Below are 25,080 nucleotides of genomic sequence, written 5' to 3'. Positions count from 1 at the left end.
GGCATGTCCGACCTCTTCGCCGCCGCCGGGCTCGCCTCCGGCGCCCCCCGGCCCCTCGCCGACCGCCTGCGCCCCACCACGCTCGCCGAGGTGGTGGGCCAGGAGCACCTGACCGGGCCGGGCGGCGCCCTCACCCGCCTGCTGCGCGCCGGCAGCCTCGGCTCGCTCATCCTGTGGGGACCGCCGGGCACCGGCAAGACCACGGTGGCGCGGCTGCTCGCGCGCGAGACCGCCCTGCATTTCGAGCAGATCTCGGCGATCTTCTCGGGCGTGGCGGAGCTGCGCAAGGTGTTCGAGGCCGCCCGCGCCCGGCGGGCCGCCGGGACCGGCACCCTGCTCTTCGTCGACGAGATCCACCGCTTCAACCGCGCCCAGCTCGACGCCTTCCTGCCGGTCACGGAGGACGGAACGGTGACGCTCGTCGGCGCCACCACCGAGAATCCCTCCTTCGAACTCAACGCCGCGCTCCTGTCGCGCGCCCGGGTGCTGGTCTTCCGCGCCCTCGACGAGGCAGCGGTCGCCAAGCTCCTCGCCCGCGCGGAGGAGGTGGAGGCCAGGCCCCTGCCCCTCGATCCCGAGGCGCGGGCGGTGCTGGTGCGGATGGCGGACGGCGACGGGCGGGCCGCGCTCACCCTGGCGGAGGAGGTCTGGCGCTCCACCGCGGCGGACGAGGTTCTGTCCCCGGAGGCGCTGCAGGAGCTGATCCAGCGCCGCGCGCCCGTCTACGACAAGGCGCAGGAGGGCCACTACAACCTGATCAGCGCCCTGCACAAGACGATCCGCGGCTCGGATCCGGACGCAGCGCTCTACTATCTCTGCCGCATGCTCGACGCGGGCGAGGACCGCCTGTTCATCGCCCGTCGCCTGGTGCGGGCCGCCGTGGAGGATATCGGCCTCGCCGACCCGCAGGCGCTCGCGGTGGCGAACGCCGCCAAGGAGGCCTTCGATTTCCTCGGCTCGCCCGAGGGCGAATTGGCGCTCGCCCAGGCGACCGTCTACCTCGCGGCCGCGCCGAAATCGAACGCCGTCTACGCCGCCTACAAGGCCGCCACGCGGGCCGCCAAGGAGCACGGCTCCCTGCCGCCCCCGCGCACCATCCTCAACGCGCCCACCAAGCTGATGCGCCGCCTCGGCTACGGCGAGGGCTACCGCTACGACCACGACGAGCCCGACGCCTTCTCGGGGCAGGATTACTGGCCCGAGCGGCTGGGCCGCCAGCGGTTCTACGCCCCCACGGAGCGCGGCTTCGAGCGCAAGCTCGCCGAGCGCCTCGACTGGTGGGAGGCCGAGCGGCAGCGGCGGGCGCAGGACGATGATGGAGCGTGACGCGGCCGTCCGGGAACTCCGCCCCGCGGCACGACGATGACGGTCCCGTCATGGCACGGACCCTGCGTCATGCGGGGCGAGGCAGGAACCTGCCCGAGGGGCGCCGCCTTCGCCCGCGTCGATCTCGCCGTCGATCCTGTCGTGCGTGACCGAAATGACGCAAGGGCTGGCTTCTGTGAAGGTTTCATGAACCATCCTGCTCTACCAAATTGACGTCAGGGGAAGCCAGGTTCACCATGGCGGACACGATGGTTCACTTCAGACAACAGACGGCCTGCGGCGCCGTTCGAAAGGCCGCTCCGTCATGAGGGCACGTGTTCTCTCGGTCGCCAACTGCAAAGGTGGAACCGGCAAATCGACCACGGCGGTGAATCTGGCCGCCCACTTGGCCGCGGAAGGTCTCCGCGTCCTGGTCATCGACCTGGATCCTCAGGGGCACTCGGGTCTCGGTTTCGGGCTCGGCGCGCGGCTCGGCCGCGCCACGGTCCACGCGCCGCTGCTCGGACGGCGGGTGGACCTGCGCGAGGCGGTGCTGCGCAGCCAGGAGGACGAGGTCGACCTCGTGCCCGCCGACCGCAGCTTCGACGGCCAGCTCGCCGGCCAGGGCATCCGCTGCCTCGCCGACGCGATCGATCCCCTGCATCCCGACTACGACCTGATGCTGATCGACGTGCCGCCCGCCTCGGCGGCCCTCACGGTCTGCGCCCTGATGGCGAGCGACGGCGTCGTCATCCCCACCACCCTCGAGCCGCTCGGCCTCGATGGGGTCCGGCAATTCGCCCGCGCCTACCACCGTCTGATGCTGGATTTCGGCGCCGCCGCCCTGGGCTTCGCCATCGCGCCGATGCGGATCGACCTGCGCTCCAACGTCGAGCGGGACGTGCTCGGGCGGCTGCGGACGGATTTCGGCCCGGGCCAGATGGTCCGCGGCGTGCGCACCGACATCGCAGTGAGCGAGGCCTTCGCCCGACGCCGGCCCCTGCGGCGCCACCGCGACCGCACCCGGGCGGTGGAGGATTTCGGCGCGCTCGCCTCCGACGTCGTGCGCCGCTTCGGGATCGAGGCGCGGGACCGGCGCCCGGTCCATCAGGGCCGCGTCGAGGGCTTCGTGCGCGCGCCCTGGTGACGCGCGGCCGTCGGATGCGGAGGGGCCGGGGTCGCGCGGGCCTCGCGCGGACCAACGCCCGGAGCCTGCTCTAGGGTTTTGATTCTGCCGGATTTTCCGACGAACCGGTTTCCGCTTCGGCGCAAAATGCTCTATGAGCCCGGCATGATCGGAAGACCTCCCTCTCGTGGCGGGCGCGCCCGTCCCGCGCCCGGCCGCCCGCCCGCGCGGGCGCGCACCGGCCCGCGCAACACGGCCCGCGATGCCGCCGAGCGCGCCGCTGGCGGGCGCGACCTCAGCGAGGCCGCGCCCTGGGCCCAGGACGAGTCCGCCCCGGCCCGGGCGGCGCCGGCCGGACGTTCGGCGGGCAAGAGCACAGTGGGCAAGAGCACGGCGGGCAAGAGCTTCGCCGGCAAGCCCTCCGGCTCCAAGTCTCCCGGCTCCAAGTCTCCCGGTTCCAAGTCTCCCGGTTCCAAGTCTCCCGGTTCCAAGTTCTCCGCCGGCAAGGCCGCGCCGGCGAGGACGCGGCCGGGCGAGGCCCGCGCGGAAGAGGCCCGCGCCGGCGAGGCGCGGCCCGCCAAGCCGCGGATGCCGGGTCGTGCGCCCGGCCAGGAGAGCGCGGCGCCGACGCGCCGGGAGACCCGCGAGGCCACCGCCGCCGCCCTCGCCACCGGGGTCCAGACCCTGGAGGTGACGCCTGACGAGGCCGGGATGCGCATCGACCGCTTCCTGTCGGCGCGGTTCCCGCAACTGCCCTTCACGCGCATCCAGAGCCTCGTCCGCAAGGGCGAGCTGCGCGTCGACGGCAAGCGGGCCAAGGCCGCCGACCGGGTCGAGCCGGGCGCCAGCGTGCGCGTGCCGCCGCTGCGCCTCGACGCGGCCCCGCCGCCGAGCCCCGCCCGGGCGGAGAGCGACCTCGCCTTCCTGCGCGCCCTGGTGCTCTACGAGGACCAGGACATGATGGTCCTCAACAAGCCCTTCGGGCTCGCGGTCCAGGGGGGATCGGGGACCACGCGGCACGTGGACGGGCTGCTGGAGGCCCTGCGCGCGCCGGACGGCCAGAAGCCGCGCCTCGTCCACCGCCTCGACAAGGACACGGCCGGCTGCCTCGTCATCGCCAAGACGCGCCTCGCCGCCGCGACGCTCGCCAAGACCTTCCGGTCGCGGGCGGCGCGCAAGATCTACTGGGCTCTGGCGGCGGGCGTGCCCCGGGTGCGCCAGGGCCGGATCTCGACCTACCTCGCCAAGGAGGAGGTGGGCGAGGCCGACGCCCGCATGCGCGTCGCCCAGCACGGGGACGAGGGGGCGAGCCACGCCCTCACCTACTACGCGGTCGTGGACCAGGCCGGGCAGAAGCTGTCCTGGCTCTCCCTGAAGCCGGTGACGGGGCGCACCCACCAATTGCGGGCCCACGCGGCCCATATCGGCCATCCGCTCGTCGGCGATCCGAAATACTTCGACATCGAGAACTGGGAGCTGCCGGGCGGCCTGCAGAACCGGCTACATCTGCTCGCCCGCCGGATCGTGATCCCGCATCCGCGGACCAACCGGCCGGTGGACGTCACCGCCCCGCTGCCGCCCCACATGGCGCAGAGCTGGAACCTGCTCGGCTTCGATGCGGACCGCTACGACCCGATCGTGGAGGCGCCGGAAGGGTGAGCGGGCCGCGCCCCCGCCCCTCCTCCGGCGTCGTCCGACGCGGGGCCGGCGGGCTGCGGGGAGAATCGCGCGGCGGGTCTCGGCAGGGCCCCTTGGCAGGGCCCCTTGGCAGGGCCACGCCGTGCCTTATTGTTCTTCGCGGCGCCGACGCGCGGCCCATCCTTTCCCTCGCCTAGAGTTCCCCGTCATGCGACCCGGCCCCGAGAGTGCTGCCCGATGAGAGCTGCCCGATGAGACTCGCCGCGCTCGTCCTCCTCGGCCTCGTCGCGGCCGCCCTCCCGCCCTCCGCCGGGCCGCGGGCGCAGACCGCCCCCGCGCCGGGACGCGAATCGCCGGCGGCGGAGCCGCGGCCGGCCGCCCCCGCCCCGAATGTGGAGACCACCCAGGCGCCGGCGGCGGCGCCGCGGAGCGAGGGGCGCCCGGCGGCGGGGCGGGTCAGGCGCCGGATCTCCTACGCGGCCTGCAACCGCGCGGCCCTGCGGCGCTCCCTGCGCGGCGGCGCGCGGCGGCGCTTCCTGATCCGCTGCCGCCTGGGCTATGAGCGGATCCAGCCCGCGAGCCCCGCCCGTCCCGCAGAGCGTCCCCCGGAGGGGCGTCCGCGGCCCTGAGGGCGGGAGTCCGGTGCCGAGTCCGGTGCCAAGCGAGGGGCACGTGATCCTCATCGTCTTCGACGTCGACGGCACCCTGGTGGACAGCCAGCACCTGATCGTGGCGGCGCAGCGTGCCGCCTTCGCGGCGGTGGGGCTGCCCGCACCGAGCCGCGAGCGGTCCCTCTCGGTGGTGGGCCTGTCCCTGCCGCAGGCCTTCACGGCCCTCGTCGGCGCGGACGGGCCGGTGACTGCGCTGGCCACCCACTACAAGGAGGCGTTCCACCGCCTGCGCGCCGAGGCGGCCCTGCGCGAGCCGCTGTTCCCCGGCGCCGCCGACCTCCTGGCGCGGCTCAACCGCGCCCCCGACGTCCTCCTCGGCATCGCCACCGGCAAGTCGCGCCGCGGGGTCGAGCACCTGCTCCGGGCCTATGGCTGGGAGGACTGGTTCTCCACCGTGCAGACCGCCGACGACGCGCCCTCGAAGCCGCATCCGGCGATGCTCGAACAGGCCATGGCCGAGACCGGCGCCTCGCCCGCCGACACGCTGATGATCGGCGACACCACCTACGACATGGTGATGGCGCGGGGCGCCCGGGTGCGGCCGATCGGCGTGTCCTGGGGCTACCACACCGTCGAGGCGCTCACGGCGGCCGGCGCGCAGATCGTGGTGCCGTCCTACGCGGCTCTGGCCGAGGCGCTCCCGGTGCGGCTCCCGTCCTGCTGATCCGGCGCCGCGCCCGTCTCGCCATCGGGCGCCCGCGCGCCTATCTGCCCCTCATGACCGACGACACGCTCCGCGACTGGCTGGGACAGCCCGAGCCGAACCCCGATCCCCTCCGGGCCGCCCGGAGCGCGGGCAAGCCCGTCCTGCCCAAGCGCTTCTACGCGCGGGCGGGCGTCGCGGCGGCCGAGGACGGGCACCGGCTCGTCCTCGACGGGCGCCCGGCCCGCACGCCCGGCCGGCGCGTCGTGGCGGTGCCGCAGGAGGCGCTGGCGCAGGCGGTCGCCGCCGAGTGGGAGGCGCAGGAGGCCGTCATCGACCCGGCCCGCATGCCGCTCACGCGCCTCGTCAACACGGCCCTCGACGGGGTCGCGCCGAACCGCGCCGCCGTGGCGGAGGACATCGCCCGCTACGCCGGCTCCGATCTGCTGGTCTACCGGGCGGGGGATCCGGCGCGGCTGGTGGAGAGCCAGGCGGCGGCCTGGGACCCGGTGCTCGCCTGGGCGCGCGCGGATCTCGGTGCCCGCTTCGTGCTGAGCGAGGGGGTGATGCACGTGGCGCAGCCGGAGGCCTCGCTCCAGGCCGTGCGCCGCGCCGTCGACACGGTGGAGAGCCCGCTGGCGCTCACCGGCCTGCACGTGATGACGACGCTCACCGGCTCGGTGCTGCTCGCGCTCGCGGTCCTGCGCGGGCGCCTCACGGCCGAGGAGGCCTGGGCGGCGGCGCATGTCGACGAGATGTTCCAGGAGAGCGTCTGGGGTCGCGACGAAGAGGCGGCGGCGCGCCGCGCCATCCGCAAGGCGGATTTCCTCGCCGCCGCGCGCGTGGCGCAGCTGGCGGCCTGAGAGCGCCCGCTCGCCCCTTCGCCGGTCGTGGCGGAGGACGGCGGCGGGCGCCCGGATCAGAACTTGAGGGCTTCCTTCGACTCGCGCAGCTGCGCGATGGCCATGTCGAGGTCGCGGCGGCGGTCGTAGTCGCCCGTGGCGTCGCGCTGCGTCTCGACCGCGGCGATCTCGGCGTCGATGCTGGCGGGCGTCAGCTCCTCGACGGGCGTCGCCCGCTCGGCGATGACGGTGAGCCCGGTCGCGTTGATCTCCGCGAAGCCGCCGCGCACCAGCACGCGCTTGCCATGCTGGGGGCTCTCGGTGATCACGAGGACGCCGGTCTTGAGGGTGGTGAGCACGGGCGCGTGGCCCGGCAGCACGGTCATCTCGCCCTCGGAGCCGGGAAGCTGCACGGCGTCGACCGGGCCCGAGTAGAGGACCCGCTCGGGGCCGACGAGGTCGAACTGGAAAGTGGCCATGGGATCAGGTCGGTTCCGGTTGCGGGCGCGCTGATGTCATACGATTTCCGATCGATTGCTTCGCAATGCGGAAATCGGCCGCGCTCAAGCGCCGCGCGGGCTGGCGATACGATGTCCGGACGATTCCGTCCGGACATCGTACCAGTCGCGGAACGGGGACCGGGCGCGAGCCCGATCCCCGACGAAGCACGGGTCCCGGCGATCAGGCCGCGGCGAGGCGCTGGGCCTTCTCCATCGCCTCCTCGATCGTGCCGACCATGTAGAAGGCCGCCTCCGGCAGGTGGTCGTACTGGCCCTCGACCAGGCCCTTGAAGCCCTTGATCGTGTCCTCGAGGGCCACGAGCTTGCCGGGCGAGCCGGTGAAGACCTCGGCCACGTGGAAGGGCTGGCTGAGGAAGCGCTCGATCTTGCGGGCGCGGGCCACCGTCAGCTTGTCCTCCTCGGACAGCTCGTCCATGCCCAGGATTGCGATGATGTCCTGGAGCGCCTTGTAGCGCTGCAGCACCTGCTGGACTCGGCGGGCGATGGTGTAGTGCTCCTCGCCCAGGATGATCGGCGAGAGCATGCGCGAGGTCGAATCGAGCGGGTCCACCGCCGGGTAGATGCCCTTCTCGGCGATCGAGCGCGACAGCACGGTCGTGGCGTCGAGGTGGGCGAAGGAGGTGGCGGGCGCCGGGTCGGTCAGGTCGTCGGCCGGCACGTAGATCGCCTGCACCGAGGTGATCGAGCCCTTGGTGGTGGTGGTGATGCGCTCCTGCAGGGCGCCCATGTCGGTGGCGAGCGTCGGCTGGTAGCCCACCGCCGAGGGGATACGGCCGAGCAGCGCCGACACCTCGGAGCCCGCCTGCGTGAAGCGGAAGATGTTGTCGACGAAGAACAGCACGTCCTGGCCCTCGTCGCGGAAATGCTCGGCGACGGTGAGGCCGGTCAGCGCCACGCGGGCGCGGGCGCCCGGGGGCTCGTTCATCTGGCCGTAGACCAGGGCGCACTTGGAGCCCTCGACGTTGCCGCCGTGCTCCTTCGGGTCCATGTTGACCTTGGACTCGATCATCTCGTGGTAGAGGTCGTTGCCCTCGCGGGTCCGCTCACCCACGCCGGCGAAGACCGAGTAGCCCGAGTGGGCCTTCGCGATGTTGTTGATCAGCTCCATGATCAGCACGGTCTTGCCGACGCCGGCGCCGCCGAACAGGCCGATCTTGCCGCCCTTGGCGTAGGGCGCGAGGAGGTCGACGACCTTGATGCCGGTGACGAGGATCTGCGCCTCGGTCGACTGCTCGGCGTAGGTCGGGGCCGGCTGGTGGATGGCCCGGAAGCTGTCGGCCTTGATCTCGCCGAGTTCGTCGATCGGCTCGCCGATGACGTTCATGATGCGGCCGAGCGTGTTGGCGCCGACCGGCACCCGGATCGGGGCGCCCGTGTCCGTGACCTCCTGGCCGCGCACGAGGCCCTCGGAGGTGTCCATGGCGATGCAGCGCACGGTGTTCTCGCCGAGCTGCATGGCCACTTCGAGGACGAGGCGGTTGCCCTGGTTCTTGGTCTCGAGGGCGTTGAGGATCTCCGGCAGGTGACCGTCGAACTGCACGTCGACGACCGCGCCGATGACCTGGGTGATGTGGCCGACCTTGTTCGAGCCGGCGCCGGGGGTCGCAGTGTTCGCCATCTGATGAATTCCCTGGAATGAGCGGTCAGAGCGCTTCGGCGCCGGAGATGATCTCGATCAGCTCCTTGGTGATCTGGGCCTGACGGGTCCGGTTGTAGACCAGCGTCTGCTTCTTGATCATCTCGCCGGCGTTGCGGGTCGCGTTGTCCATGGCGCTCATGCGCGCGCCCTGCTCGGAGGCGGCGTTCTCCAGGAGCGCCCGGAGGATCTGCACGGTGAGGTTCTTGGGGAGCAGCGCCGCCAGGATCTCGCCCTCGTCCGGCTCGTACTCGTAGGCGGCGTCGGTCTGCACCGCCTCCGCGGCCGGGGAGATCTCGGCCGGGATGATCTGCTGCGCGGTCGGGATCTGGGCGATCACCGACCGGAAGCGCGAGTAGAACAGGGTGGCGATGTCGAACTCGCCCGCGTCGAAGCGGGTGAGCAGGTTCTGGGCGATCGCCTCCGCGTTCTTGAAGCCGAGCTGGCGCACGCCGCGCAGCTCGATGAGTTCGACGATCTGCTCGCGGAACTCCCGGCGCAGGATGTCGTAGCCCTTCTTGCCGACGCAGATGATCTTGACGGTCTTGCCCTCCGCCATCAGGCGGCGGGCGTGGTCGCGCGCGAGGCGCGAGATCGAGGAGTTGAAGGCGCCGCACAGCCCGCGCTCGGCCGTGCAGACGAGGAGCAGGTGCACCCGGTCGGCGCCCGTGCCCGACAGGAGCCGGGGCGTCTCCGCCCCGGGCGTCAGGTTGGTGGCGAGGTTGCCGAGGACGGCGGCCATGCGCTCGGCGTAGGGCCGGGCGTTCTCCGCCGCGCTCTGCGCGCGGCGGAGCTTGGCCGCCGCCACCATCTGCATCGCCTTGGTGATCTTCTGGGTCGCCTTCACCGAGGCGATGCGGTTGCGCAGGTCCTTCAGACTCGGCATCGGGTGTCCCTCGGGGCTCGTGCCGGGCTGATTACGAGAACGACTTGGCGAAGGACTCGACCACGCCCTTCAGCTTGGCCGCCGAGTCGTCGCTGAGGTCCTTGGACGTGCGGATCGCCTCCAGGAGGTCGGCGTGCTGGCCGCGCAGGGCCGAGAGCAGCCCGTCCTCGAAGGCCCGCACCCGGTTGACCGGGATCGCGTCGAGGTAGCCGTTCACGCCCGCGTAGATCACCGCGACCTGCTCCTCCATCTTCAGCGGCGAGAATTGCGGCTGCTTCAGGAGCTCGGTCAGGCGCGCGCCGCGGTTGAGCAGGCGCTGGGTCGAGGCGTCGAGATCCGAGCCGAACTGCGCGAAGGCCGCCATCTCGCGGTACTGCGCCAGCTCACCCTTGATCTTGCCGGCGACCTTTTTCATCGCCTTGGTCTGGGCCGAGGAGCCCACCCGCGACACCGACAGGCCGACGTTCACCGCCGGGCGCACGCCCTGGTAGAACAGGTCGGTCTCCAGGAAGATCTGGCCGTCGGTGATCGAGATCACGTTGGTCGGGATGTAGGCCGAGACGTCGTTGGCCTGGGTCTCGATGACGGGCAGCGCGGTGAGCGAGCCGAGGCCGGCGTCCTGGCCCATCTTGGCGGCGCGCTCCAGCAGCCGGGAGTGCAGGTAGAACACATCGCCCGGATAGGCCTCGCGGCCCGGCGGCCGGCGCAGCAGCAGCGACATCTGGCGGTAGGCGACGGCCTGCTTGGACAGGTCGTCGTAGATGATCACGGCGTGCATGCCGTTGTCGCGGAAGAACTCGCCCATGGCGCAGCCCGAGAAGGGCGCCAGGAACTGCATCGGGGCCGGGTCGGAGGCGGTGGCCGCGATGACGATCGAGTAGTCGAGGGCGCCGTTATCCTCCAGCACCTTGACGAACTGGGCCACCGTCGAGCGCTTCTGGCCCACCGCGACGTAGACGCAGTAGAGCTTGGCGGTCTCGTCGGTGCCGGTATGGGCCGGCTTCTGGTTCAGGATGGTGTCGAGCGCGATGGCGGTCTTGCCGGTCTGGCGGTCGCCGATGATCAGCTCGCGCTGGCCGCGGCCGATCGGGATCAGCGCGTCCACCGACTTCAGGCCGGTGGCCATCGGCTCGTGCACGGACTTGCGCGGGATGATGCCCGGGGCCTTCACGTCGACGCGGCGGCGCCCGGAGGACACGATCGGGCCCTTGCCGTCGATCGGGTTGCCGAGCGCGTCGACGACGCGGCCGAGCAGGCCCTTGCCGACCGGCACGTCCACGATGGCGCCGGTGCGCTTGACGGTCTGGCCTTCCTTGATCTCGCGGTCGGCGCCGAAGATCACGATGCCGACGTTGTCCTGCTCGAGGTTGAGCGCCATGCCGCGCACGCCCGACTCGAACTCGACCATCTCGCCGGCCTGGACGTTGTCGAGGCCGTAGACGCGGGCGATGCCGTCGCCCACCGACAGGACCTGGCCGACCTCGGTGACCTCGGCCTCCTGGCCGAAGTTCTTGATCTGCTCCTTCAGGATGGCGGAGATCTCAGCGGCTCGGATGTCCATCTGCGGACCTTCTCTGGTTCGAGTGTTGTGTCAGGAGCGGGTCGGGCGGGGGCGGCTGCGCCCTCAGCGCGCGGCCCGCATCGCGAGGCGGATGCTGTTGAGCTTGGTGCGCAGCGAGGCATCGACCATGCGGCTGCCGAGCTTGACCACGATGCCGCCGATCAGGCTCGGGTCGATGCGCAGGTCGAGATCGACCTCCGCGCGGGCGACGTCCCGCAGCGAGGCCTTGATCTCCTCCAGCACGGCGTCGGAGGGCGTCTCGGCGAGGCGCACCTCGGCGCGCACGATGCCCTTGGCTTCGCGCACCAGCGCCCTGTAGGCGCGGATCATGTCGGGCAGCAGGAACAGCCGCCGGTTGGTGGCCGAGAGCCGGATGAAGTTCGCGGCCAGGCCCGCGATCCCGGCGCGGGCGAGCACCGCGTCGATGGCCTTCACCTGCTCCTCGGTGGTGAAGACGGGGCTGCGCACGAGGCGCTGCAGGTCGGCGCTCTCCTTGGTGAGCGCCTCGAACCGGTCGAGCCCCTCGGCGACCGCGTCCACGGCGCGCTCGTCGCGCGCCAGTTCGAACAGGGCCGAGGCGTAGCGCCCCGCGACGCCGCCCAGGGTGGAGCCCGATTCCGATCCGTTCTGAGCCACCAGCGCTCTCTCTCTACCTGGCCGGCCGGGTCCCGCTGCCGCCGGTCGCCGGCGCGGCGTCGAGGCGGCGCGGCCCGCCGATGATGGGAAGGCGCCGGACCGGAACGACCCCCCTCCCCGGCGCGGCGCGGGCCTAGCATGGGTTCACGGGGGGCGCAAGGCGACGCCTGGGGCGCCGGCGGAGCGGCTTCCCCGAGGCCGTTCAGCGGGTTGACGCAGCTCGGAGGCGACCGCGTCGGCCCGGAAATCGCGCGTTGCACACAACGGCGTCGCCGGCATCCACGGCGGCGACACGCTTGGGGCGCCGCGGCCGGGAGGTCGCCGCGGCGGGCGGCCTTGCCCGCGGCGGGGACGGGCACGCCGCGCTTCGGGCGGGCATGGCAGCTCGCTCGTCTACGCGAGGGTCTGGTTCTGATGGACCCAACGCCAGAACGGATCGTTCGAGGTTTCGGCTGCGGCATCAGGAATCTCGCCGAGAATGTCCGTCGCCCTGGCCGGCACCGTGACGCCGTAGCGTCCGGTCAGCCAAGCCGCGTAGGCCGCGTTGCGCCCGGCCTCCTCGGGCGGCTCGTTCGGCCGATCCAGGCAGTCCCCGCTGATCTCCTCGTACCCGATGGCCAACAGCCGGAGGAAGTCGAGCGGCGTCCGACCGAGCAGGCAGACGAGCCCCTCCGAGCCGAGATGGACGATCTGCCGGTGGCCGGTGTCGTCGCGCCAGAAGGCGACGTGCGAGCCGTCGCCACCGGTTCGCGCAAAGGGCACGAGCCGCCCCTCGATGGCCGGAACCGCATCCCTGAACCACCCCCGGCCGAAGTCGCGGGCCTGGTCAGGCGTGGCGATGCGAAACAGGATCGCCGTAACGCGACCCGTCTGGACGTCATCCTCCGTCCCCAGCAAGCCGAGCCGGTCTCCGGGATAGGCTCCGCTCGCCATGAAGAACGCGTTGGTGTCGATCCAATCGAACAGCGCCCTGAACTCGTCCGGCAAGCTCAGTCCGGGCGGCAACCGGGCCGCCATCTCATCGGCGTAACGCATGCGGCACCCCTGCTCGATGATCGTTCCCGACATCTCCGTCACGGCGCTCGTGCGCAAGGTCGTCTTGAACCCGGATCGTGCTGCAGGTCCAGCGCCGCGCCGGCCTCGATCCCGCCGCTGCGGTGCCGCTCAGCCGCGGTTCTCGGCGGTGCAGACGACGGCGTCGCAGGCATCCACGGCCGCGATCACCGCGGCGAGGGCCCGCCGGCCCGGATAACCGAGCAGCGCCGTCGTCCCCACCACGTAGGAGGGAGTGGCCGAAAGGCCGAGATTGGCTGCGAGGCGCATCTGCCCGGTGAGGGCCCGCCGCACGAGGTCGGAATCGGCCTCCGTCTCCAGGCTCGCGCGGTCGTGGCCGAGAGCCTGCGCGGCGGCGAGCGCCGACGGCCCGTCGATGGGGCCGCGTCCCGCGAAGAGCGCGGTGGTGAGCGCCAGGGCCGCCGCCGATCCCGCCCGCCGCTGCAGCGCGAGGGCGACCTTGGCCGCCTGGGCGGAACGCGGCGACAGGATCGGGTTCTGGACGAGGCCGAGCCGCAGGCCCGGGGCCTCCGCCATCAGCGCCGTGAGATCCTGGGCCGCCGCCCGGCACCAGGGGCAGTTGAAATCGAAGAATTCGAAGAGCGTCGCGGCGGGCTCGGCGCTCCCGGCCAGCACGAGGCCGGGCAGGTCCGCGATCTCGGAGACGAGTTCTCCGGGCAGGCGCCGGTTCGCCACCGGCCGGCCGTCATCCCCGGTCAGGGGATACCACTGTCCCTCCTGGGCCCCGGCGGCGGAGCCGGCGAGCGCGCGGGCGGCCGCGGCGGCGGCCGCGAGGGAGATGAGGAGCGAGCGGCGGGAAGGGAGCATGCGGGCCACCGGTGCGGAACGGAAAACACCGCGTGCTGCCGCAGCTTGGCCGAAACAAGGCGACCGGCCCGCGGGGGGCCCGGGTGTCGTCAATTAGCAACATTGCCGGTTATTCACGGCACTGGGGGTTCTAGACGGTTGCCGAAGTGCCGGCTTCCGCGCAACGATCAGCCAAGGTTGTTCGGCGCGCCTTATCGATGGTGACGTTGCGTCGGACCGGGGACCTCGATCGAAACGTTGATATAAGACTAACAACGAGGAAGCGCGATGTCGATGAAGTGGATTGTTGCGGCGGGTCTCGCGGCAGCGGTGACGGGGAGTGTGACGGCGGCGCAGGCCGCCTCGGTGACGCAGCCCGGTGAGCAGGTCGGCCTCGCGGGCGGCTACCCGCTGCCCGAGGGCGTCTACGCGATCAACACCTTCGACTACGGCCGGGCCGACCGGGCGAACGCGCCCGGGATCGGCGTCAACATCCCGATCCTGGTCTGGTCGACCCCCTGGACGATCCTGGGCGCCAAGATCGAGCCGCTGATCGCGGTGCCGTCGGTGTTCGTGAACCCGAACAACCCGGCCCCGATCCCGAACAACGACCTCAGCGTCTTCTACAACCCGATCATCGGCAGCGTCTTCGCCTGGGACCTGGGCCGGGGCTTCGGCGTGTCCTACCTGCTCGGCGCCTACATCAATGTCGGCGACCGCGGCTCGCTCGGCATCGGCCCGGCCGGCACGCCGCTGATCCCGCAGATCGCCTCCACGACCCTGCGCCAGACCTGGACGGCGAGCTTCGTCGGTGACGGCAGCTACAACATCACGGCCGCCCTCACCTACGGCCTCACCCTCGACCCCCACGCCCGCTTCGGCGGCGCGGTGGGCACAGCCCTCGGCCCGCAGGCCCAGTCCGACAGCCTGAACCTCGACCTCACGGCGACGAAGAAGTTCGGCAAGTTCGAGATCGGGCCGGTGGCCTACGCCTCGACCGACCTGCCGGTGCGCCGGACCGATCCCCTCTACCGCAACTATCAGCGGGTCGGGCAGGTCGCGGTGGGCGGCCTCGTCGGCTACAACTTCGACCGCTTCGTGGTCCAGGCCTACGTGACCCGCGACGTGGTGGCCCGCGAGACGCAGAACGTCTTCGGGCAGCGGCAGAAGAATGAGGAGACCCGCGGCTGGTTCCGCATCATCCTGCCGCTCTACGTGGCGGATGCGGCCAAGCCCGTGGCGCCGCCGCCCGGCCCGCTCGTCACGAAGTACTGATCGGCGGGCTCCCCCCGCTCACGTGAAGCCGGGCGGTCGGTCCCCGACCGCCCAGGCGATCGCCTGCTCCAGGCGGTCGTTGCCCCAGAACAGCTCGCCGTCCTCGGTGAGGAAGGTCGGGGCGCCGAAGATCCCCCGCGACTTCGCCTCCTCGCCCATGACCCGCAGCCGGCTCTTCGTTGGTTCGGCGGTGGCCGCGCGCAGGATCGCCGGCCCGTCGAGGCCCAGGCCGTTGAGCAGCGCCGAGATGGTGCCGGGCTCGGCGATGGACTGCCCCTTGGCGAATTCCGTCGTGAAGACCGCCCGCGTGAAGGCGCCGATCCACGGCTCCTCGGCGCCGTACGTGGCGACGCGCGCCGCCGCGAGGCTGTTCTGCGGGAAATCCGCGGGCCGCCGCACCGGCGGCAGGCCGAGCCGCGCCGCCTCCCGGGCGAGGTCGCGCCACATCTGGCGCCCCTTCGCCGGGTAGAGGTTGAAGGGCGAGGAGGCCCAGCCCTGGCCCTGGAAGATCGGGCCGAGCAGGAAGGGCCGCCAGCGCAGGGACACGCCCGCCGCCTCCGCCAGCGCCTCGACGCGCATCGCCGCCAGGTAGGAGTAGGTCGACGCGAACTCGAACCAGAATTCGAGGGTGGGCCGGCGCGCCATTCGGGCCTCCTGTCGGGGGGATGGGGTCAGCTTCGCTCCACCCCCGTCCAGCCACAAGCGCAGCACCGGGGCGTCGCTTCGCCACGCGGGAAAAGCGCGGACAAGGCCGTCCCGGTTGCACGCCTGCGGGATCGGCTGATAAGGCCCGCCTCTCTCCCATCGGCAGCCGAGGCCCGTTCCATGTCCGACCCCTCCAAGAAGCGCGTGCAGAAGGTCGTGCTCGCCTATTCGGGCGGACTCGACACCTCGATCATCCTCAAGTGGCTGCAGACCACCTATGGCTGCGAGGTGGTGACCTTCACGGCGGATCTGGGCCAGGGCGAGGAGCTGGCGCCGGCCCGGGCCAAGGCGGAGCTGCTCGGCATCAAGCCCGAGAACATCTTCATCGAGGATCTGCGCGAGGAATTCGTGCGGGACTACGTGTTTCCGATGTTCCGGGCCAACGCCCAATACGAGGGCGTCTACCTGCTGGGCACCTCGATCGCGCGGCCGCTGATCGCCAGGAAGCAGATCGAGATCGCCGAGCGGGTCGGGGCCGATGCGGTCGCCCACGGCGCCACCGGCAAGGGCAACGACCAAGTCCGGTTCGAACTCGCCTACTACGCGCTGAAGCCCGACGTGACGGTGATCGCCCCCTGGCGCGAGTGGGACTTCCGCTCCCGCGAGGCGCTGATCGCCTTCGCCGAGCAGCACCAGATCCCGATCGCCAAGGACAAGCGCGGCGAGGCGCCGTTCTCGGTCGACGCGAACCTCCTGCACGCCTCCTCGGAGGGCAAGGTGCTGGAGGATCCGGCCCTCGACGTGCCGGACTACGTCTATTCCCGCACCCTCTCGCCCGAGGAGGCGCCCGACACGCCGACCGTGATCACGATCGGCTTCGAGCGTGGCGACGCGGTCTCGATCGACGGCGAGCGGCTCTCGCCCGCGACGCTGCTCGCCAGGCTGAACGACCTCGGCCGCGCGAACGGCATCGGGCGCCTCGACCTCGTGGAGAACCGCTTCGTCGGCATGAAGAGCCGGGGCATGTACGAGACCCCGGGCGGCACGATCCTGCTGCCGGCCCACCGGGCGATCGAGTCGATCACCCTCGACCGCGGCGCGGCGCATCTCAAGGACGAGCTGATGCCCCGCTACGCGGAGCTGATCTACAACGGCTTCTGGTTCTCGCCCGAGCGCGAGATGCTGCAGGCGCTGATCGACAAGAGCCAGGAGATGGTGACCGGCACGGTGCGGCTGAAGCTCTACAAGGGCGGCGTGCACGTGATCGGCCGCGAGAGCCCGCACTCGCTCTACGACCAGGACCTCGTCACATTCGAGGAGGGCGCGGTCGCCTACGACCACCGCGACGCGGCGGGCTTCATCAAGCTCAACGCCCTGCGACTGCGCACGCTCGGCCAGCGCCGGCGCAAGCTCGGGGGTTGATGGGGCGCGCCGGCGAGGGGACACGCCCGAGGGCGGGATCAGGCCTGCCGCGGCGCGTTCTCCCGCTGCGCGGGCCGCGGCTCCGGGCCGAGAGCGTGGACGCAGACCCGTACCAGGCTGCGAACCAGGTCAGCGTCGCGCGGCGCCTCCGACGAACGCCCGAGAGGTCCCAGCATGGTCTCGACGATGGCACCGACGATCGCCGTCGCGGTGACCGAGGGGTCCTGCGGGCCGATCTCCCCCGCCTCGGTCCCCGCGCGCACAATCGCCTCGATGATCGCCCGGTAAGGCTCCCGGAGGCGGCGGCGATCCGCGTCGATCTCGGGGCCGATCGAGTCCACCAGCAGGGCTTGGGCGAGACGCCGATTCCGCAGCGCGCGTTGGGCGAAGGCCTCGATCGCGCGGGACAAGCGCGTGCGGGCGTCGCCCGGGATCGCTGCCGCCGTCGCGAAGACCGCGATCTCCCGCTCCGACACGCGCCGGAACACCTCGCCGAACAGGGCAGCCTTCGAGGGAAAATGCCGGTACAGCGCGCCGATGGAGACGCCCGCCAACGCGGCCACGGCCGGCATGCCTGCCTCCGCGTACCCCGCCTCGCCGACCAGCCGGCGGGCGGCCTCGATGACCGCTTCGCGCTTCGCCTCGATCCGGGTCTGCATCTTGGCGGTGCGGCGGTACGTCATGAAAAGATTGAACTCCGATTCATTCCTTGTTGCGGGCCGGCCTTCCTCCTCATAACCTAGGGGCACTTGACCCAGGGTTCGGCGGGACTGCCGCGAGGCGCCGCAGTCGCTCGGGCCGCGCGGGAGGGGCGGGCATGAAGCACGAGGTGCAAGTCGAGACCCTTCGGATCCTCCTGGACCTCCGTGAGCGGGGCAGGGATGCCGAGATGCTCGGACGTATCGCCGAGGTGCCGGCTCGCAACTATACGGACGACGCGATCTTTCAGAGGGAACTCGACACTCTCTTTCGGGCCTCTCCGCTCGTGGCCGGGCATGCTTCCCACGTGCGTCGGCCCGGATCCACCCTCGTGAGCGATTGGGACCGTCTCCCTTTCGTGGTCGTCCGCGGACAGGACGGTGTCCTGCGCGCCTTCCTTAACACCTGCAGGCACAGGGGCGCCAAACTCGTCACGGGCGAGGCGTCGGAGAGGACGCTGAAGGCCTTCGTCTGCCCGTTCCACGGCTGGGTCTGTGGCAACACCGCTCACATCCTCGGCCTCGAGGAAGGTCTATGGGCCATTTTCCAGCACAGCGTCGACCAGGCCCTGTCCCGGTGCGGATCAGGGCCGCCAACGCTGGCGGCGGATCGCTCGACGGCCGTTGCCGACGAGGCGCGTCATGGCTGAGCTCACGGATGACCTGCACGACTTCGCCCGCCGCGTCTTCGAGAGCCAGCCCTTCAGTCGCTTCATCGGCGCGAGGCTGGTGAGCGTGGATCCGGGCTGGGCCGAGATCGGTCTCGCGGTCGCCGACCACCTGACGCAGCAGCACGGCTTCGTGCATGGCGGGGCGATCAGCTATCTGGCCGACAACGCCATCACCTTCGCGGGCGGGCTCGCGCTCGGCGGCAACGCGCTGACCTCGGAGTTCAAGATCAACTACCTGAAGCCGGCGGTCGGTGCGGAGCTGGTCGCCCGCGCGGAGGCGAGGAGCGCGGGCAAGCGGCAGGCGGTCTGCCAATGCGAGGTGTTCGCGCTGCTGAACGGTGTGGAGACGCTGTGCGCGCTGGCGCAGGGGACCGTCATCGCGGTGGCATAGGGGTGCGGCTCGAGCCCGCCGCGGACGCGGATCCGGTGCTCCCTCGAGCCTTTCCCGCTGAAGTGCACCCCGGTTCAGCGGAGGGCATGCGGCAATGACAAAGGCCGAGGGCAGGCTTCACGATTCGACGTGATCGAAGCCTGCTCGCGCGTCCCGCTGGCCGGCCCGCGATGATCTGGTCCCACCGCGCCGCTGCGGCGAGTCGGAGAAGGCTGGCAGCGGCCGCGCCGGTGCCGGAGACAGGAACGGGCGGCGAGAGCATTTTTCGGCGAAGTGGACGCCGGTTCGTCGAAGAAGATGCGGCACAATCAAGAACCGAGAGCGCTGACCGATCGCAACGCGACCGGGCAGCGCTCTCGGATCGCCCCGCCGCCCGGAACGGTCCGGGACCGGTGCGGGCACGGACGCCACAGCACCGCGCCCGCTCCCGCCCTCAGTGCTCCGCCTCGTCGTCGATGTCGACGAGGAACAGGATATCGACGTCGTCCGCCTCCTCCTCGTCGTCCGCGGTGTCGCCGGCCTTCGTGCCCGAATCGTCCGGCTCGTCCTCGAACTCCTCGTCCTCCTCCATGGCGTCGTCGAAGGTCTCGACCTCGTCCTCGGTGGAGGGCCGCAGCTTGAGCTTGGCGGCGTCGCCCGACCAGAGGGGGCGCCCCTCGCTCGTCATCGTGCGCAGGTCGTCCTTGAAGCCCTCCACGTCGAGCAATTCCCGGGCCTGGGTCTCGGTCGCCCGGATCACGGCGACCGGGGTTCCGTCGATTTCGAGTGTGAACATGCTGCCTCCTGGGCGGACAGGTGCGCTCTCTACGCGGGGAATCGGCCCGACGCCACCCGCGTTCCACCGCTCATCCCCGGTCCTAGCGTCAGGACCGCAGGCAGGCGGAGAGGTGGGCGGTACGCGCCATCCGGGCCTGCAGGCGTCCGGCGAGCGCGCCCAGGCCGCGGGAGGGACGGGCGGGGTTGCGGGCGATGGGGTTGGGCAGCGCCGCGACGAGGAGCGCCGCCTCGCTGCGGGTGAGGTCGCGGGCGCTGCGGTGGAACCAGTGGCGGGCGGCGGCCTCGACCCCGTAGATCCCCTCGCCCCATTCCGCCACGTTGAGATAGATCTCCATCGTGCGCCGCTTGCCCCAGACGAAGTCGGCGAGGAGCGCGAGGGGGATCTCCAGGGCCTTGCGCAGGTAGGAGCGGCTGGGCCACAGGAAGACGTTCTTCACCGTCTGCATGGTCACCGTCGAGGCGCCGCGGCGCGGCCCGTCCTCGTCGCTCACCACCTCGCCGAGCGCGCCCCAATCGACGCCGCGGTGCAGGCAGAAGCGCTGGTCCTCGGAGGCCACCACCGCCTCGACGATCAGGGGCGACACGGCCGAGAGGGAAACGGCGTCCCGCTCGACCGGGTGGCCCGTCAACCAACGGCTGAGCATCAGGGTTGAGGGCGGGTCCACCGCGCGATAGACGAGCGCGAGGCACAGGATCAGGACGACCGCCATGACGGGCAGGAGGGCGAGGAGGCGCAGCGTGCGGAGCAGCCGCGGCCGCCGCGCCGCCGCGGGGGTGCCGGCCACGGTCCCCATCGTCCCGACGCGCGGCTCCTGAATGCCTTCCTCCCCTGGCACTTCGACCGAGGCTTCCACCATGACGTCACTGCAGGCCGGCCCGGCCGGGACCCGGGGCTCCGCCGGGGCCGGTGTCACAAGTCCTTCGCACGGAACGGCCGGCAGCGGCTATCCGCAGGGCTCCGATTTCCCCGCCCGGCTCGGGGCGGTGGCGGACGCGGTCGAGGCCTTCCTCGACGAGCGCCTGGGCGACACCGCGGGGCCCGGCGAGATCACGCGCCCGCCGCGCTTGATGGCGGCCATGCGCCACGCGGTGCTGGGCGGCGGCAAGCGCCTGCGGCCCTTCCTGGCCATCGAGACCGCGCGCATGCTCGGCGGGGCCTATCCGGGCGCGCTCGCGGCCGGCAGCGGCATCGAACTCGTCCACTGCTACTCCCTGGTCCACGACGACCTCCCGGCCATGGACGACGACGACCTGCGCCGCGGCAAGCCGACCGTCCACAAGGCCTACGACGAGGCCACCGCGATCCTGGTCGGCGACGCGCTGCTGACGCTCGCCTTCGAGCTGCTGGCGGACCCGGCCTGGCAGCCGGATCCCGGCATCCGGGCCGAGCTGGTGCTGGGGCTCGCCCGGGCCTCCGGCCTCGGCGGCATGGTCGGCGGCCAGCTCCTCGACCTCGGGGCCGAGGGCCGCTTCGGCCCGGCCGAACTCGACGTCGACGCGACCCTCCAGCTCCAGGCCATGAAGACCGGCGCGCTGCTCGCGGTCTCCGTCGATGCCGGCGCCCTCGTGGGCGGGGCGACCCCCGAGCAGCGGACCGCCCTCCTGCGCTACGGCCGGGCGCTCGGCCAGGCCTTCCAGGTCGCCGACGACATCCTCGACCGCGAGGCCTCCGCCGAGGCGATGGGCAAGCGCACCGGCAAGGACGCGGCCGCCGGCAAGGCGACCCTGGTCGACCGCCTCGGCCTCGACGGCGCGCGGGCCGAGTGCGAGCGGCTCGTCGCCGAGTGCGAGGCCGCGCTCGCGCCCTGGGGCGAGGCCGCCGCGACCCTGCGCGAGGCCGCCCGCTTCACCGTCGCCCGCAAGACCTGACGGGGCGAAGGGTGAGTGGCGAATGGCGAATGGGGACGATGAGGCTCCCGCCGCGCCGCCCTTGACGCCCGGAGTGATGGCCGGGACCATTCGCCATTCGCCATTCGCCATTCGCCATTCGCCATTCGCCCGCCCCCTTTCCGCCCGAACCGGACACCCCCCATGGCCACGCACAAGATCCTGCTCCTCCCCGGCGACGGCATCGGCCCCGAAGTGGCGCGCGAGGTGGAGAAGGTGCTGGGCTGGCTCTCGGGCCGGGGCATCGCCGCCTTCGAGACCGAGACCGACCTCGTCGGCGGTGCGGCCCTCGACGCGCACGGGGTGCCGCTGACCGACGCGGCGCTCGCCCGCGCCCAGGCGGCCGACGCGGTGCTGTTCGGGGCGGTCGGCGGCCCGAAATGGGCGAGCGTGCCCTACGCCCTGCGGCCGGAGGCCGGCCTCCTGCGCCTGCGCAAGGATCTCGGCCTGTTCGCGAACCTGCGCCCGGCGATCTGCTACCCGGCGCTCGCCGCCGCCTCGTCGCTCAAGCACGAGCTCGTCGAGGGCCTCGACATCGTCATCGTCCGCGAGCTGACGGGCGGCGTCTATTTCGGCGAGCCGAAGGAGATCGTGACCCTGGAGGACGGCACCAAGCGCGCCGTCGACACGCAGATCTACACGTCGGGAGAGATCGAGCGCATCGCCGCGGTCGCCTTCGACCTCGCCCGCAAGCGCCGGAACAAGGTCTCCTCGGCCGAGAAGCACAACGTGATGAAGACGGGCGTCCTCTGGAAGGAGGTCGTCACCCGCGTCCATGCCGAGCGGTTTCCCGACGTGACGCTGGAGCACGTGCTCGCCGACAACTGCGCCATGCAGCTCGTGCGCAACCCCAAGCAGTACGACGTGCTCGTCACCGACAACCTGTTCGGCGACATCCTGTCGGACGTGGCCGCGATGCTGACCGGCTCGCTGGGAATGCTGCCGTCCGCCTCCCTCGGTGCCGTCGAGAACGGCACCCGGCGGGCGCTCTACGAGCCGGTCCACGGCTCGGCCCCGGACATCGCCGGCCAGAACCTCGCCAACCCGATCGCGATGATCGGCTCGCTCGCCATGGCCCTGCGCTACTCCTTCGGCCTCGGCGACGCGGCCGACCTCGTCGAGGGGGCGATCACCCGGACTCTGGCGGGCGGCACCCGCACCCGCGACATCGCCGGCCCGGGCGCCAACGCGATCGGCACCACGGAGATGGGCGACGCGATCCTGCGGGAACTCGACGCGCTCGCGGGCTGAGCCCGCCCCCGAGAGCAGGCTTCGGTCGGATTGAACCGTGAAGCCTGCTCTCGGTCTTTGATTGTGCCGCATTGCCTCCGCCGAACCGGCATCCGCTTCCTCGGAAATCGCGCTAGCGTCCCGGCAGGGTGAGGATCAGCGGCCCGTTGCGGGTGGCGACGACGGTGTGCTCGTACTGGACCGTGAGGGCGCGCGGCTCGGCGTAGAGGGTCCAGGGATCCTCGCCGTTCCCGGCGAATTCCGCGCCGAGGGACAGGAAGGGCTCGACGGTCAGCACCAGCCCCTCCCCCATGATGCGGCGCTCGGAGGCGTCGGGCCAGGTCGCGATCTCGGTCGGCTCCTCGTGCAGCGCGCGCCCGACGCCGTGGCTCGCGAGGTTGCGCACGAGCGTGTAGCCGTTCTTGCGCGCGAAGGCGCCCACGGCCCGGCCGATGCCCGCGAGCGGCAGGCCCGCGCCGACCTGGCGCAGCCCCGTCCACAGGGCCCGGCGCCCGTCCTTGCACAGCCGCTCGACCGCGCGGGTGGCGGGCGGCACCGCGAAGGACGCGCCCGTGTCCGCGAAGTAGCCGCCCTTCTCCGCGGCGACGTCGATGTTGACGAGGTCGCCCGGCGCGAGCCGCCGGGCCCCCGGGATGCCGTGGGCGACCTCCTCGTTGACGCTGATGCAGGTCGCCCCGGGAAAGGCGTAGACCGTCTCGGGCGCCGAGCGGGCGCCGGCGGCCTCCATGAACGCCCGTCCGACCGCGTCGAGCTCGCCCGTCGTCATCCCCGGCTCGATCGCCCGGCCCATCGCCTCGAGCGTCTCGGCGACGATGCGGCCGACCTGCCGCAGGGCTTCGAGTTCGTCCTCGTTCGAGACCGTCATGGGGGTTCCTTTCGCGAGGGCGCGCGGGCCTCTCGCCGGATCTTCTGCCACCGGGACGGCGCCGCGCGAAGCCGGTGACGCTGCGCGAGGGATCCGGACCGGCGCCGCCGGCGCGCGCGGGCCCTGTCTGGCCGTCCCGTCCCGCGGACGATCCCGCCTCCCCGCGTCGCGGCCCGCGCCCATCGTCGCCGTGCCGGTGTTGTTCTCCGTCCCTCGCCCTATCTCGGGCCCCTGACCGAGGCGGAGATCATGCTCGTTTTCGAATGGATCGTCGGTGTCCTGCTGGTCGCCGTCCTGCTGGCGGCCCTGGCGCGGCGCCTGGGCGCGCCGTTCCCGGCCTTCCTGGCGCTCGGCGGCACCGCCCTCGCCTTCGTGGACGCGGTTCCCAACCTCCGGCTCGACCCCGACCTCGCCCTCGCCCTGTTCCTCGCCCCCGTCCTGCTCGATGCCGGCTACGACACCTCGGCGCGCGACCTGCGCGCGAACTGGCTGCCGATCACCGGCCTCGTCATCGGCGCGGTCGGCGTGACCACGGCGGCGGTGGCCGGCATCGTGCGCTGGCTGGTGCCGGACATGCCGCTCGCCGCCTGCATCGTCCTCGGCGCCGTCGTGGCGCCGCCCGACGCGGTGGCGGCGCTCTCGGTGCTGCGGCACGTGGCGCTGCCCCACCGGCTCGTCACCATCCTGAAGGGCGAGAGCCTGTTCAACGATGCCACGTCGCTGCTGATCTATCGCCTCGCCGTGCCGGCCGCCATGAGCGGCAGCTTCATGGCCCGGGACGTGGTGCCGACCTTCCTGATCGGCGTCGTCGGCAGCGTGATCGCCGGGCCGGTCCTGGCCTGGATCTACGTGCGGGCGATGCGCCGCATCACGGACGCGCCGAGCACCATCGTGCTCCAGTTCGTCGCGACCTTCGGGGTCTGGCTGGTGGCCGAGCGGATCGGCCTCTCCGGCGTGCTGACGGTGGTGAGCTACGCCATCACGGTGGCGCGCATCGCCCCCGCCACCACGCCCGCCCACCTGCGGGTCCCCTCCTACGCCGTGTGGGAGACGGCGGTCTTCGTCCTCAACGTTCTGGCCTTCGTGCTGATCGGGCTGCAGATCGGCCCGATCCTGGAGGGCCTCTCCGCGGAGGACCGCAACCGCTACGCCCTGGTGGCGGGCGCGGTCTTCCTGACCCTCGTGCTGGTGCGGATCGCCTGGGTCATGGGCGCGGGTGCCGCCGCCCGGCTCTGGCGGCGCGCCTTCGGGCCCGTGGGCCTCGAGCCCGCCTCGCCGCAGGGCAGCGCCACGGTGGCGTGGTGCGGCATGCGCGGGGTGGTGACGGTGGCGCTGGCGCTCGCCTTGCCGGAGGGCGGCGAGCACCCGTTCCCGCACCGCGACCTCGTGGTGCTGACCGCGTTCGGGGCCGTGCTCGGCACGCTGGTCGTCCAGGGCCTGACCCTGCGCCCGCTCCTCGCGTGGTTCGCCCTGCGCGACGACGACCCGGTCGGGCGCGAGGTCGGTCTCGCCCGGGCGGCGGCCTATCGCTCCGCCCTCGACAGCCTCGCGCAGGACCGCTCGCCCTACGCGGCGACCCTGCGCCAGGAATTCGCGGCCGCCCTCGACGAGGCCGAGCGCGACCGCGAGGGCCGCGCCCCCGGGTCGCTCCCCTCGGACGCCCCGCGGCGGCGGGCGATCGAGGCGGCGCGGCGCACCATCCTCGACCTGCGCGAGCGCGGCCGGATCGGGGACGACGCCTTCTTCCGCCTGGAGGAGGAGTTCGATTGGGCCGAACTCAGCGCCACCCCGCGGGAGGAGATCGACCAGATGTGACGGGCGCCCGCCCGGACGCGATGCGGCCCCGCGCCGGACGGGCTGGGCAACGGGCCGA

General features: G+C 72.2%; 25 protein-coding genes. 13 read left to right on the top strand and 12 right to left on the bottom strand.

Annotation, left to right across the window (positions count from 1 at the left end):
* Positions 1–3 precede the first annotated feature (3 nt).
* The 6 genes from ACW9J6_RS09170 (at position 4) to ACW9J6_RS09145 (ending at position 6,246) form a co-directional block, all read left to right on the top strand.
* Entirely contained in the window at positions 4–1,326 is a 1,323-nt protein-coding gene (locus ACW9J6_RS09170; protein WP_457116154.1) for a replication-associated recombination protein A, read from the top strand.
* A 304-nt stretch (positions 1,327–1,630) separates the two neighbouring features.
* Entirely contained in the window at positions 1,631–2,452 is an 822-nt protein-coding gene (locus tag ACW9J6_RS09165) for a ParA family protein (RefSeq protein WP_457116153.1), read from the top strand.
* A 144-nt stretch (positions 2,453–2,596) separates the two neighbouring features.
* Positions 2,597–4,090, top strand: coding sequence for an RluA family pseudouridine synthase (locus ACW9J6_RS09160; protein WP_457116152.1), 1,494 nt, complete (start codon positions 2,597–2,599; stop codon positions 4,088–4,090).
* Between the two features lie 230 nt (positions 4,091–4,320).
* Positions 4,321–4,698, top strand: a complete 378-nt coding sequence (locus ACW9J6_RS09155) for a serine/threonine protein kinase (RefSeq protein WP_457116151.1) — start codon at positions 4,321–4,323, stop codon at positions 4,696–4,698.
* Positions 4,699–4,741: 43 nt separating this feature from the next.
* Positions 4,742–5,404, top strand: coding sequence for an HAD-IA family hydrolase (locus tag ACW9J6_RS09150; protein WP_457116150.1), 663 nt, complete (start codon positions 4,742–4,744; stop codon positions 5,402–5,404).
* 53 nt (positions 5,405–5,457) lie between these two features.
* Complete coding sequence (locus ACW9J6_RS09145) at positions 5,458–6,246, top strand: ATP12 family chaperone protein (RefSeq protein WP_457116149.1); 789 nt, start codon at positions 5,458–5,460, stop codon at positions 6,244–6,246.
* 56 nt (positions 6,247–6,302) lie between these two features.
* Here the strand turns inward: ACW9J6_RS09145 and ACW9J6_RS09140 are convergent, their stop codons facing one another.
* The 7 genes from ACW9J6_RS09140 to ACW9J6_RS09110 form a co-directional block, all read right to left on the bottom strand.
* Entirely contained in the window at positions 6,303–6,704 is a 402-nt protein-coding gene (locus ACW9J6_RS09140; RefSeq protein ID WP_457116148.1) for a F0F1 ATP synthase subunit epsilon, read from the bottom strand.
* Positions 6,705–6,906: 202 nt separating this feature from the next.
* On the bottom strand, positions 6,907–8,364 hold the full coding sequence (gene atpD / locus ACW9J6_RS09135) for a F0F1 ATP synthase subunit beta (RefSeq protein WP_457116147.1): 1,458 nt from the start codon (positions 8,362–8,364) through the stop codon (positions 6,907–6,909).
* A 25-nt stretch (positions 8,365–8,389) separates the two neighbouring features.
* Positions 8,390–9,268: a F0F1 ATP synthase subunit gamma gene (locus tag ACW9J6_RS09130; protein WP_457116146.1), complete on the bottom strand. Its 879-nt coding sequence runs from the start codon at positions 9,266–9,268 to the stop codon at positions 8,390–8,392.
* Between the two features lie 31 nt (positions 9,269–9,299).
* Positions 9,300–10,829, bottom strand: a complete 1,530-nt coding sequence (atpA, locus tag ACW9J6_RS09125) for a F0F1 ATP synthase subunit alpha (protein WP_457116145.1) — start codon at positions 10,827–10,829, stop codon at positions 9,300–9,302.
* 63 nt (positions 10,830–10,892) lie between these two features.
* Positions 10,893–11,465: a F0F1 ATP synthase subunit delta gene (locus ACW9J6_RS09120; RefSeq protein ID WP_457116144.1), complete on the bottom strand. Its 573-nt coding sequence runs from the start codon at positions 11,463–11,465 to the stop codon at positions 10,893–10,895.
* 393 nt (positions 11,466–11,858) lie between these two features.
* Positions 11,859–12,533, bottom strand: coding sequence for a hypothetical protein (locus ACW9J6_RS09115; RefSeq protein ID WP_457116143.1), 675 nt, complete (start codon positions 12,531–12,533; stop codon positions 11,859–11,861).
* Between the two features lie 96 nt (positions 12,534–12,629).
* Positions 12,630–13,346: a DsbA family protein gene (locus tag ACW9J6_RS09110; protein WP_457116142.1), complete on the bottom strand. Its 717-nt coding sequence runs from the start codon at positions 13,344–13,346 to the stop codon at positions 12,630–12,632.
* 267 nt (positions 13,347–13,613) lie between these two features.
* Between ACW9J6_RS09110 and ACW9J6_RS09105 the strand changes: the two genes are divergently transcribed.
* Positions 13,614–14,600 carry a transporter gene (locus ACW9J6_RS09105; RefSeq protein WP_457116141.1) on the top strand — a complete coding sequence of 329 codons (987 nt, stop codon included), beginning with the start codon at positions 13,614–13,616 and terminating at the stop codon, positions 14,598–14,600.
* 18 nt (positions 14,601–14,618) lie between these two features.
* Here ACW9J6_RS09105 and ACW9J6_RS09100 read toward each other — a convergent pair whose 3' ends face one another.
* On the bottom strand, positions 14,619–15,245 hold the full coding sequence (locus tag ACW9J6_RS09100) for a DsbA family protein (protein WP_457116140.1): 627 nt from the start codon (positions 15,243–15,245) through the stop codon (positions 14,619–14,621).
* Between the two features lie 180 nt (positions 15,246–15,425).
* Here ACW9J6_RS09100 and ACW9J6_RS09095 point away from each other — a divergent pair, with 180 nt between their 5' ends.
* Complete coding sequence (locus ACW9J6_RS09095) at positions 15,426–16,667, top strand: argininosuccinate synthase (RefSeq protein WP_457116139.1); 1,242 nt, start codon at positions 15,426–15,428, stop codon at positions 16,665–16,667.
* Between the two features lie 38 nt (positions 16,668–16,705).
* On the opposite strand, the gene ACW9J6_RS09090 is transcribed toward ACW9J6_RS09095, so the two are convergent.
* On the bottom strand, positions 16,706–17,416 hold the full coding sequence (locus ACW9J6_RS09090) for a TetR/AcrR family transcriptional regulator (RefSeq protein ID WP_457116138.1): 711 nt from the start codon (positions 17,414–17,416) through the stop codon (positions 16,706–16,708).
* Between the two features lie 68 nt (positions 17,417–17,484).
* On the opposite strand from ACW9J6_RS09090, the gene ACW9J6_RS09085 reads away from it, so the two are divergent.
* Together ACW9J6_RS09085 and ACW9J6_RS09080 are read left to right on the top strand one after the other, a co-directional pair.
* Complete coding sequence (locus tag ACW9J6_RS09085) at positions 17,485–18,015, top strand: aromatic ring-hydroxylating oxygenase subunit alpha (protein ID WP_457116137.1); 531 nt, start codon at positions 17,485–17,487, stop codon at positions 18,013–18,015.
* Positions 18,008–18,427: a PaaI family thioesterase gene (locus ACW9J6_RS09080; protein WP_457116136.1), complete on the top strand. Its 420-nt coding sequence runs from the start codon at positions 18,008–18,010 to the stop codon at positions 18,425–18,427. The genes ACW9J6_RS09085 and ACW9J6_RS09080 overlap by 8 nt, the downstream gene beginning before the upstream one ends.
* 433 nt (positions 18,428–18,860) lie before the next feature.
* On the opposite strand, the gene ACW9J6_RS09075 is transcribed toward ACW9J6_RS09080, so the two are convergent.
* Positions 18,861–19,202: a hypothetical protein gene (locus ACW9J6_RS09075; RefSeq protein WP_457116135.1), complete on the bottom strand. Its 342-nt coding sequence runs from the start codon at positions 19,200–19,202 to the stop codon at positions 18,861–18,863.
* Between the two features lie 88 nt (positions 19,203–19,290).
* Positions 19,291–19,998, bottom strand: a complete 708-nt coding sequence (mtgA, locus tag ACW9J6_RS09070; protein WP_457116134.1) for a monofunctional biosynthetic peptidoglycan transglycosylase — start codon at positions 19,996–19,998, stop codon at positions 19,291–19,293.
* A 61-nt stretch (positions 19,999–20,059) separates the two neighbouring features.
* Between mtgA and ACW9J6_RS09065 the strand changes: the two genes are divergently transcribed.
* On the top strand, positions 20,060–21,073 hold the full coding sequence (locus tag ACW9J6_RS09065; protein ID WP_457116133.1) for a polyprenyl synthetase family protein: 1,014 nt from the start codon (positions 20,060–20,062) through the stop codon (positions 21,071–21,073).
* Between the two features lie 162 nt (positions 21,074–21,235).
* Positions 21,236–22,342: a 3-isopropylmalate dehydrogenase gene (leuB, locus tag ACW9J6_RS09060; RefSeq protein WP_457116132.1), complete on the top strand. Its 1,107-nt coding sequence runs from the start codon at positions 21,236–21,238 to the stop codon at positions 22,340–22,342.
* Between the two features lie 112 nt (positions 22,343–22,454).
* Here leuB and map read toward each other — a convergent pair whose 3' ends face one another.
* Positions 22,455–23,207: a type I methionyl aminopeptidase gene (map, locus tag ACW9J6_RS09055; protein ID WP_457116131.1), complete on the bottom strand. Its 753-nt coding sequence runs from the start codon at positions 23,205–23,207 to the stop codon at positions 22,455–22,457.
* A 249-nt stretch (positions 23,208–23,456) separates the two neighbouring features.
* Between map and ACW9J6_RS09050 the strand changes: the two genes are divergently transcribed.
* Positions 23,457–25,022, top strand: coding sequence for a cation:proton antiporter (locus tag ACW9J6_RS09050; RefSeq protein ID WP_457116130.1), 1,566 nt, complete (start codon positions 23,457–23,459; stop codon positions 25,020–25,022).
* The last annotated feature ends 58 nt before the right edge of the window (positions 25,023–25,080 follow it).

Source organism: Methylobacterium sp. JK268, assembly GCF_054052225.1.
This window is presented reverse-complemented; position numbering and strand designations above follow the sequence as displayed.

Coding starts and splice junctions, on each gene's coding strand:
- ACW9J6_RS09170 (WP_457116154.1), top strand. CDS start 4: ATGTCCGACCTCTTCGCCGCCGCCGGGCTCGCCTCCGGCGCCCCCCGG.
- ACW9J6_RS09165 (WP_457116153.1), top strand. CDS start 1,631: ATGAGGGCACGTGTTCTCTCGGTCGCCAACTGCAAAGGTGGAACCGGC.
- ACW9J6_RS09160 (WP_457116152.1), top strand. CDS start 2,597: ATGATCGGAAGACCTCCCTCTCGTGGCGGGCGCGCCCGTCCCGCGCCC.
- ACW9J6_RS09155 (WP_457116151.1), top strand. CDS start 4,321: ATGAGACTCGCCGCGCTCGTCCTCCTCGGCCTCGTCGCGGCCGCCCTC.
- ACW9J6_RS09145 (WP_457116149.1), top strand. CDS start 5,458: ATGACCGACGACACGCTCCGCGACTGGCTGGGACAGCCCGAGCCGAAC.
- ACW9J6_RS09140 (WP_457116148.1), bottom strand. CDS start 6,704: ATGGCCACTTTCCAGTTCGACCTCGTCGGCCCCGAGCGGGTCCTCTAC.
- atpD (WP_457116147.1), bottom strand. CDS start 8,364: ATGGCGAACACTGCGACCCCCGGCGCCGGCTCGAACAAGGTCGGCCAC.
- ACW9J6_RS09130 (WP_457116146.1), bottom strand. CDS start 9,268: ATGCCGAGTCTGAAGGACCTGCGCAACCGCATCGCCTCGGTGAAGGCG.
- atpA (WP_457116145.1), bottom strand. CDS start 10,829: ATGGACATCCGAGCCGCTGAGATCTCCGCCATCCTGAAGGAGCAGATC.
- ACW9J6_RS09115 (WP_457116143.1), bottom strand. CDS start 12,533: ATGTCGGGAACGATCATCGAGCAGGGGTGCCGCATGCGTTACGCCGAT.
- ACW9J6_RS09110 (WP_457116142.1), bottom strand. CDS start 13,346: ATGCTCCCTTCCCGCCGCTCGCTCCTCATCTCCCTCGCGGCCGCCGCC.
- ACW9J6_RS09105 (WP_457116141.1), top strand. CDS start 13,614: ATGTCGATGAAGTGGATTGTTGCGGCGGGTCTCGCGGCAGCGGTGACG.
- ACW9J6_RS09100 (WP_457116140.1), bottom strand. CDS start 15,245: ATGGCGCGCCGGCCCACCCTCGAATTCTGGTTCGAGTTCGCGTCGACC.
- ACW9J6_RS09095 (WP_457116139.1), top strand. CDS start 15,426: ATGTCCGACCCCTCCAAGAAGCGCGTGCAGAAGGTCGTGCTCGCCTAT.
- ACW9J6_RS09085 (WP_457116137.1), top strand. CDS start 17,485: ATGAAGCACGAGGTGCAAGTCGAGACCCTTCGGATCCTCCTGGACCTC.
- ACW9J6_RS09080 (WP_457116136.1), top strand. CDS start 18,008: ATGGCTGAGCTCACGGATGACCTGCACGACTTCGCCCGCCGCGTCTTC.
- ACW9J6_RS09075 (WP_457116135.1), bottom strand. CDS start 19,202: ATGTTCACACTCGAAATCGACGGAACCCCGGTCGCCGTGATCCGGGCG.
- mtgA (WP_457116134.1), bottom strand. CDS start 19,998: ATGGGGACCGTGGCCGGCACCCCCGCGGCGGCGCGGCGGCCGCGGCTG.
- ACW9J6_RS09065 (WP_457116133.1), top strand. CDS start 20,060: ATGACGTCACTGCAGGCCGGCCCGGCCGGGACCCGGGGCTCCGCCGGG.
- leuB (WP_457116132.1), top strand. CDS start 21,236: ATGGCCACGCACAAGATCCTGCTCCTCCCCGGCGACGGCATCGGCCCC.
- map (WP_457116131.1), bottom strand. CDS start 23,207: ATGACGGTCTCGAACGAGGACGAACTCGAAGCCCTGCGGCAGGTCGGC.
- ACW9J6_RS09050 (WP_457116130.1), top strand. CDS start 23,457: ATGCTCGTTTTCGAATGGATCGTCGGTGTCCTGCTGGTCGCCGTCCTG.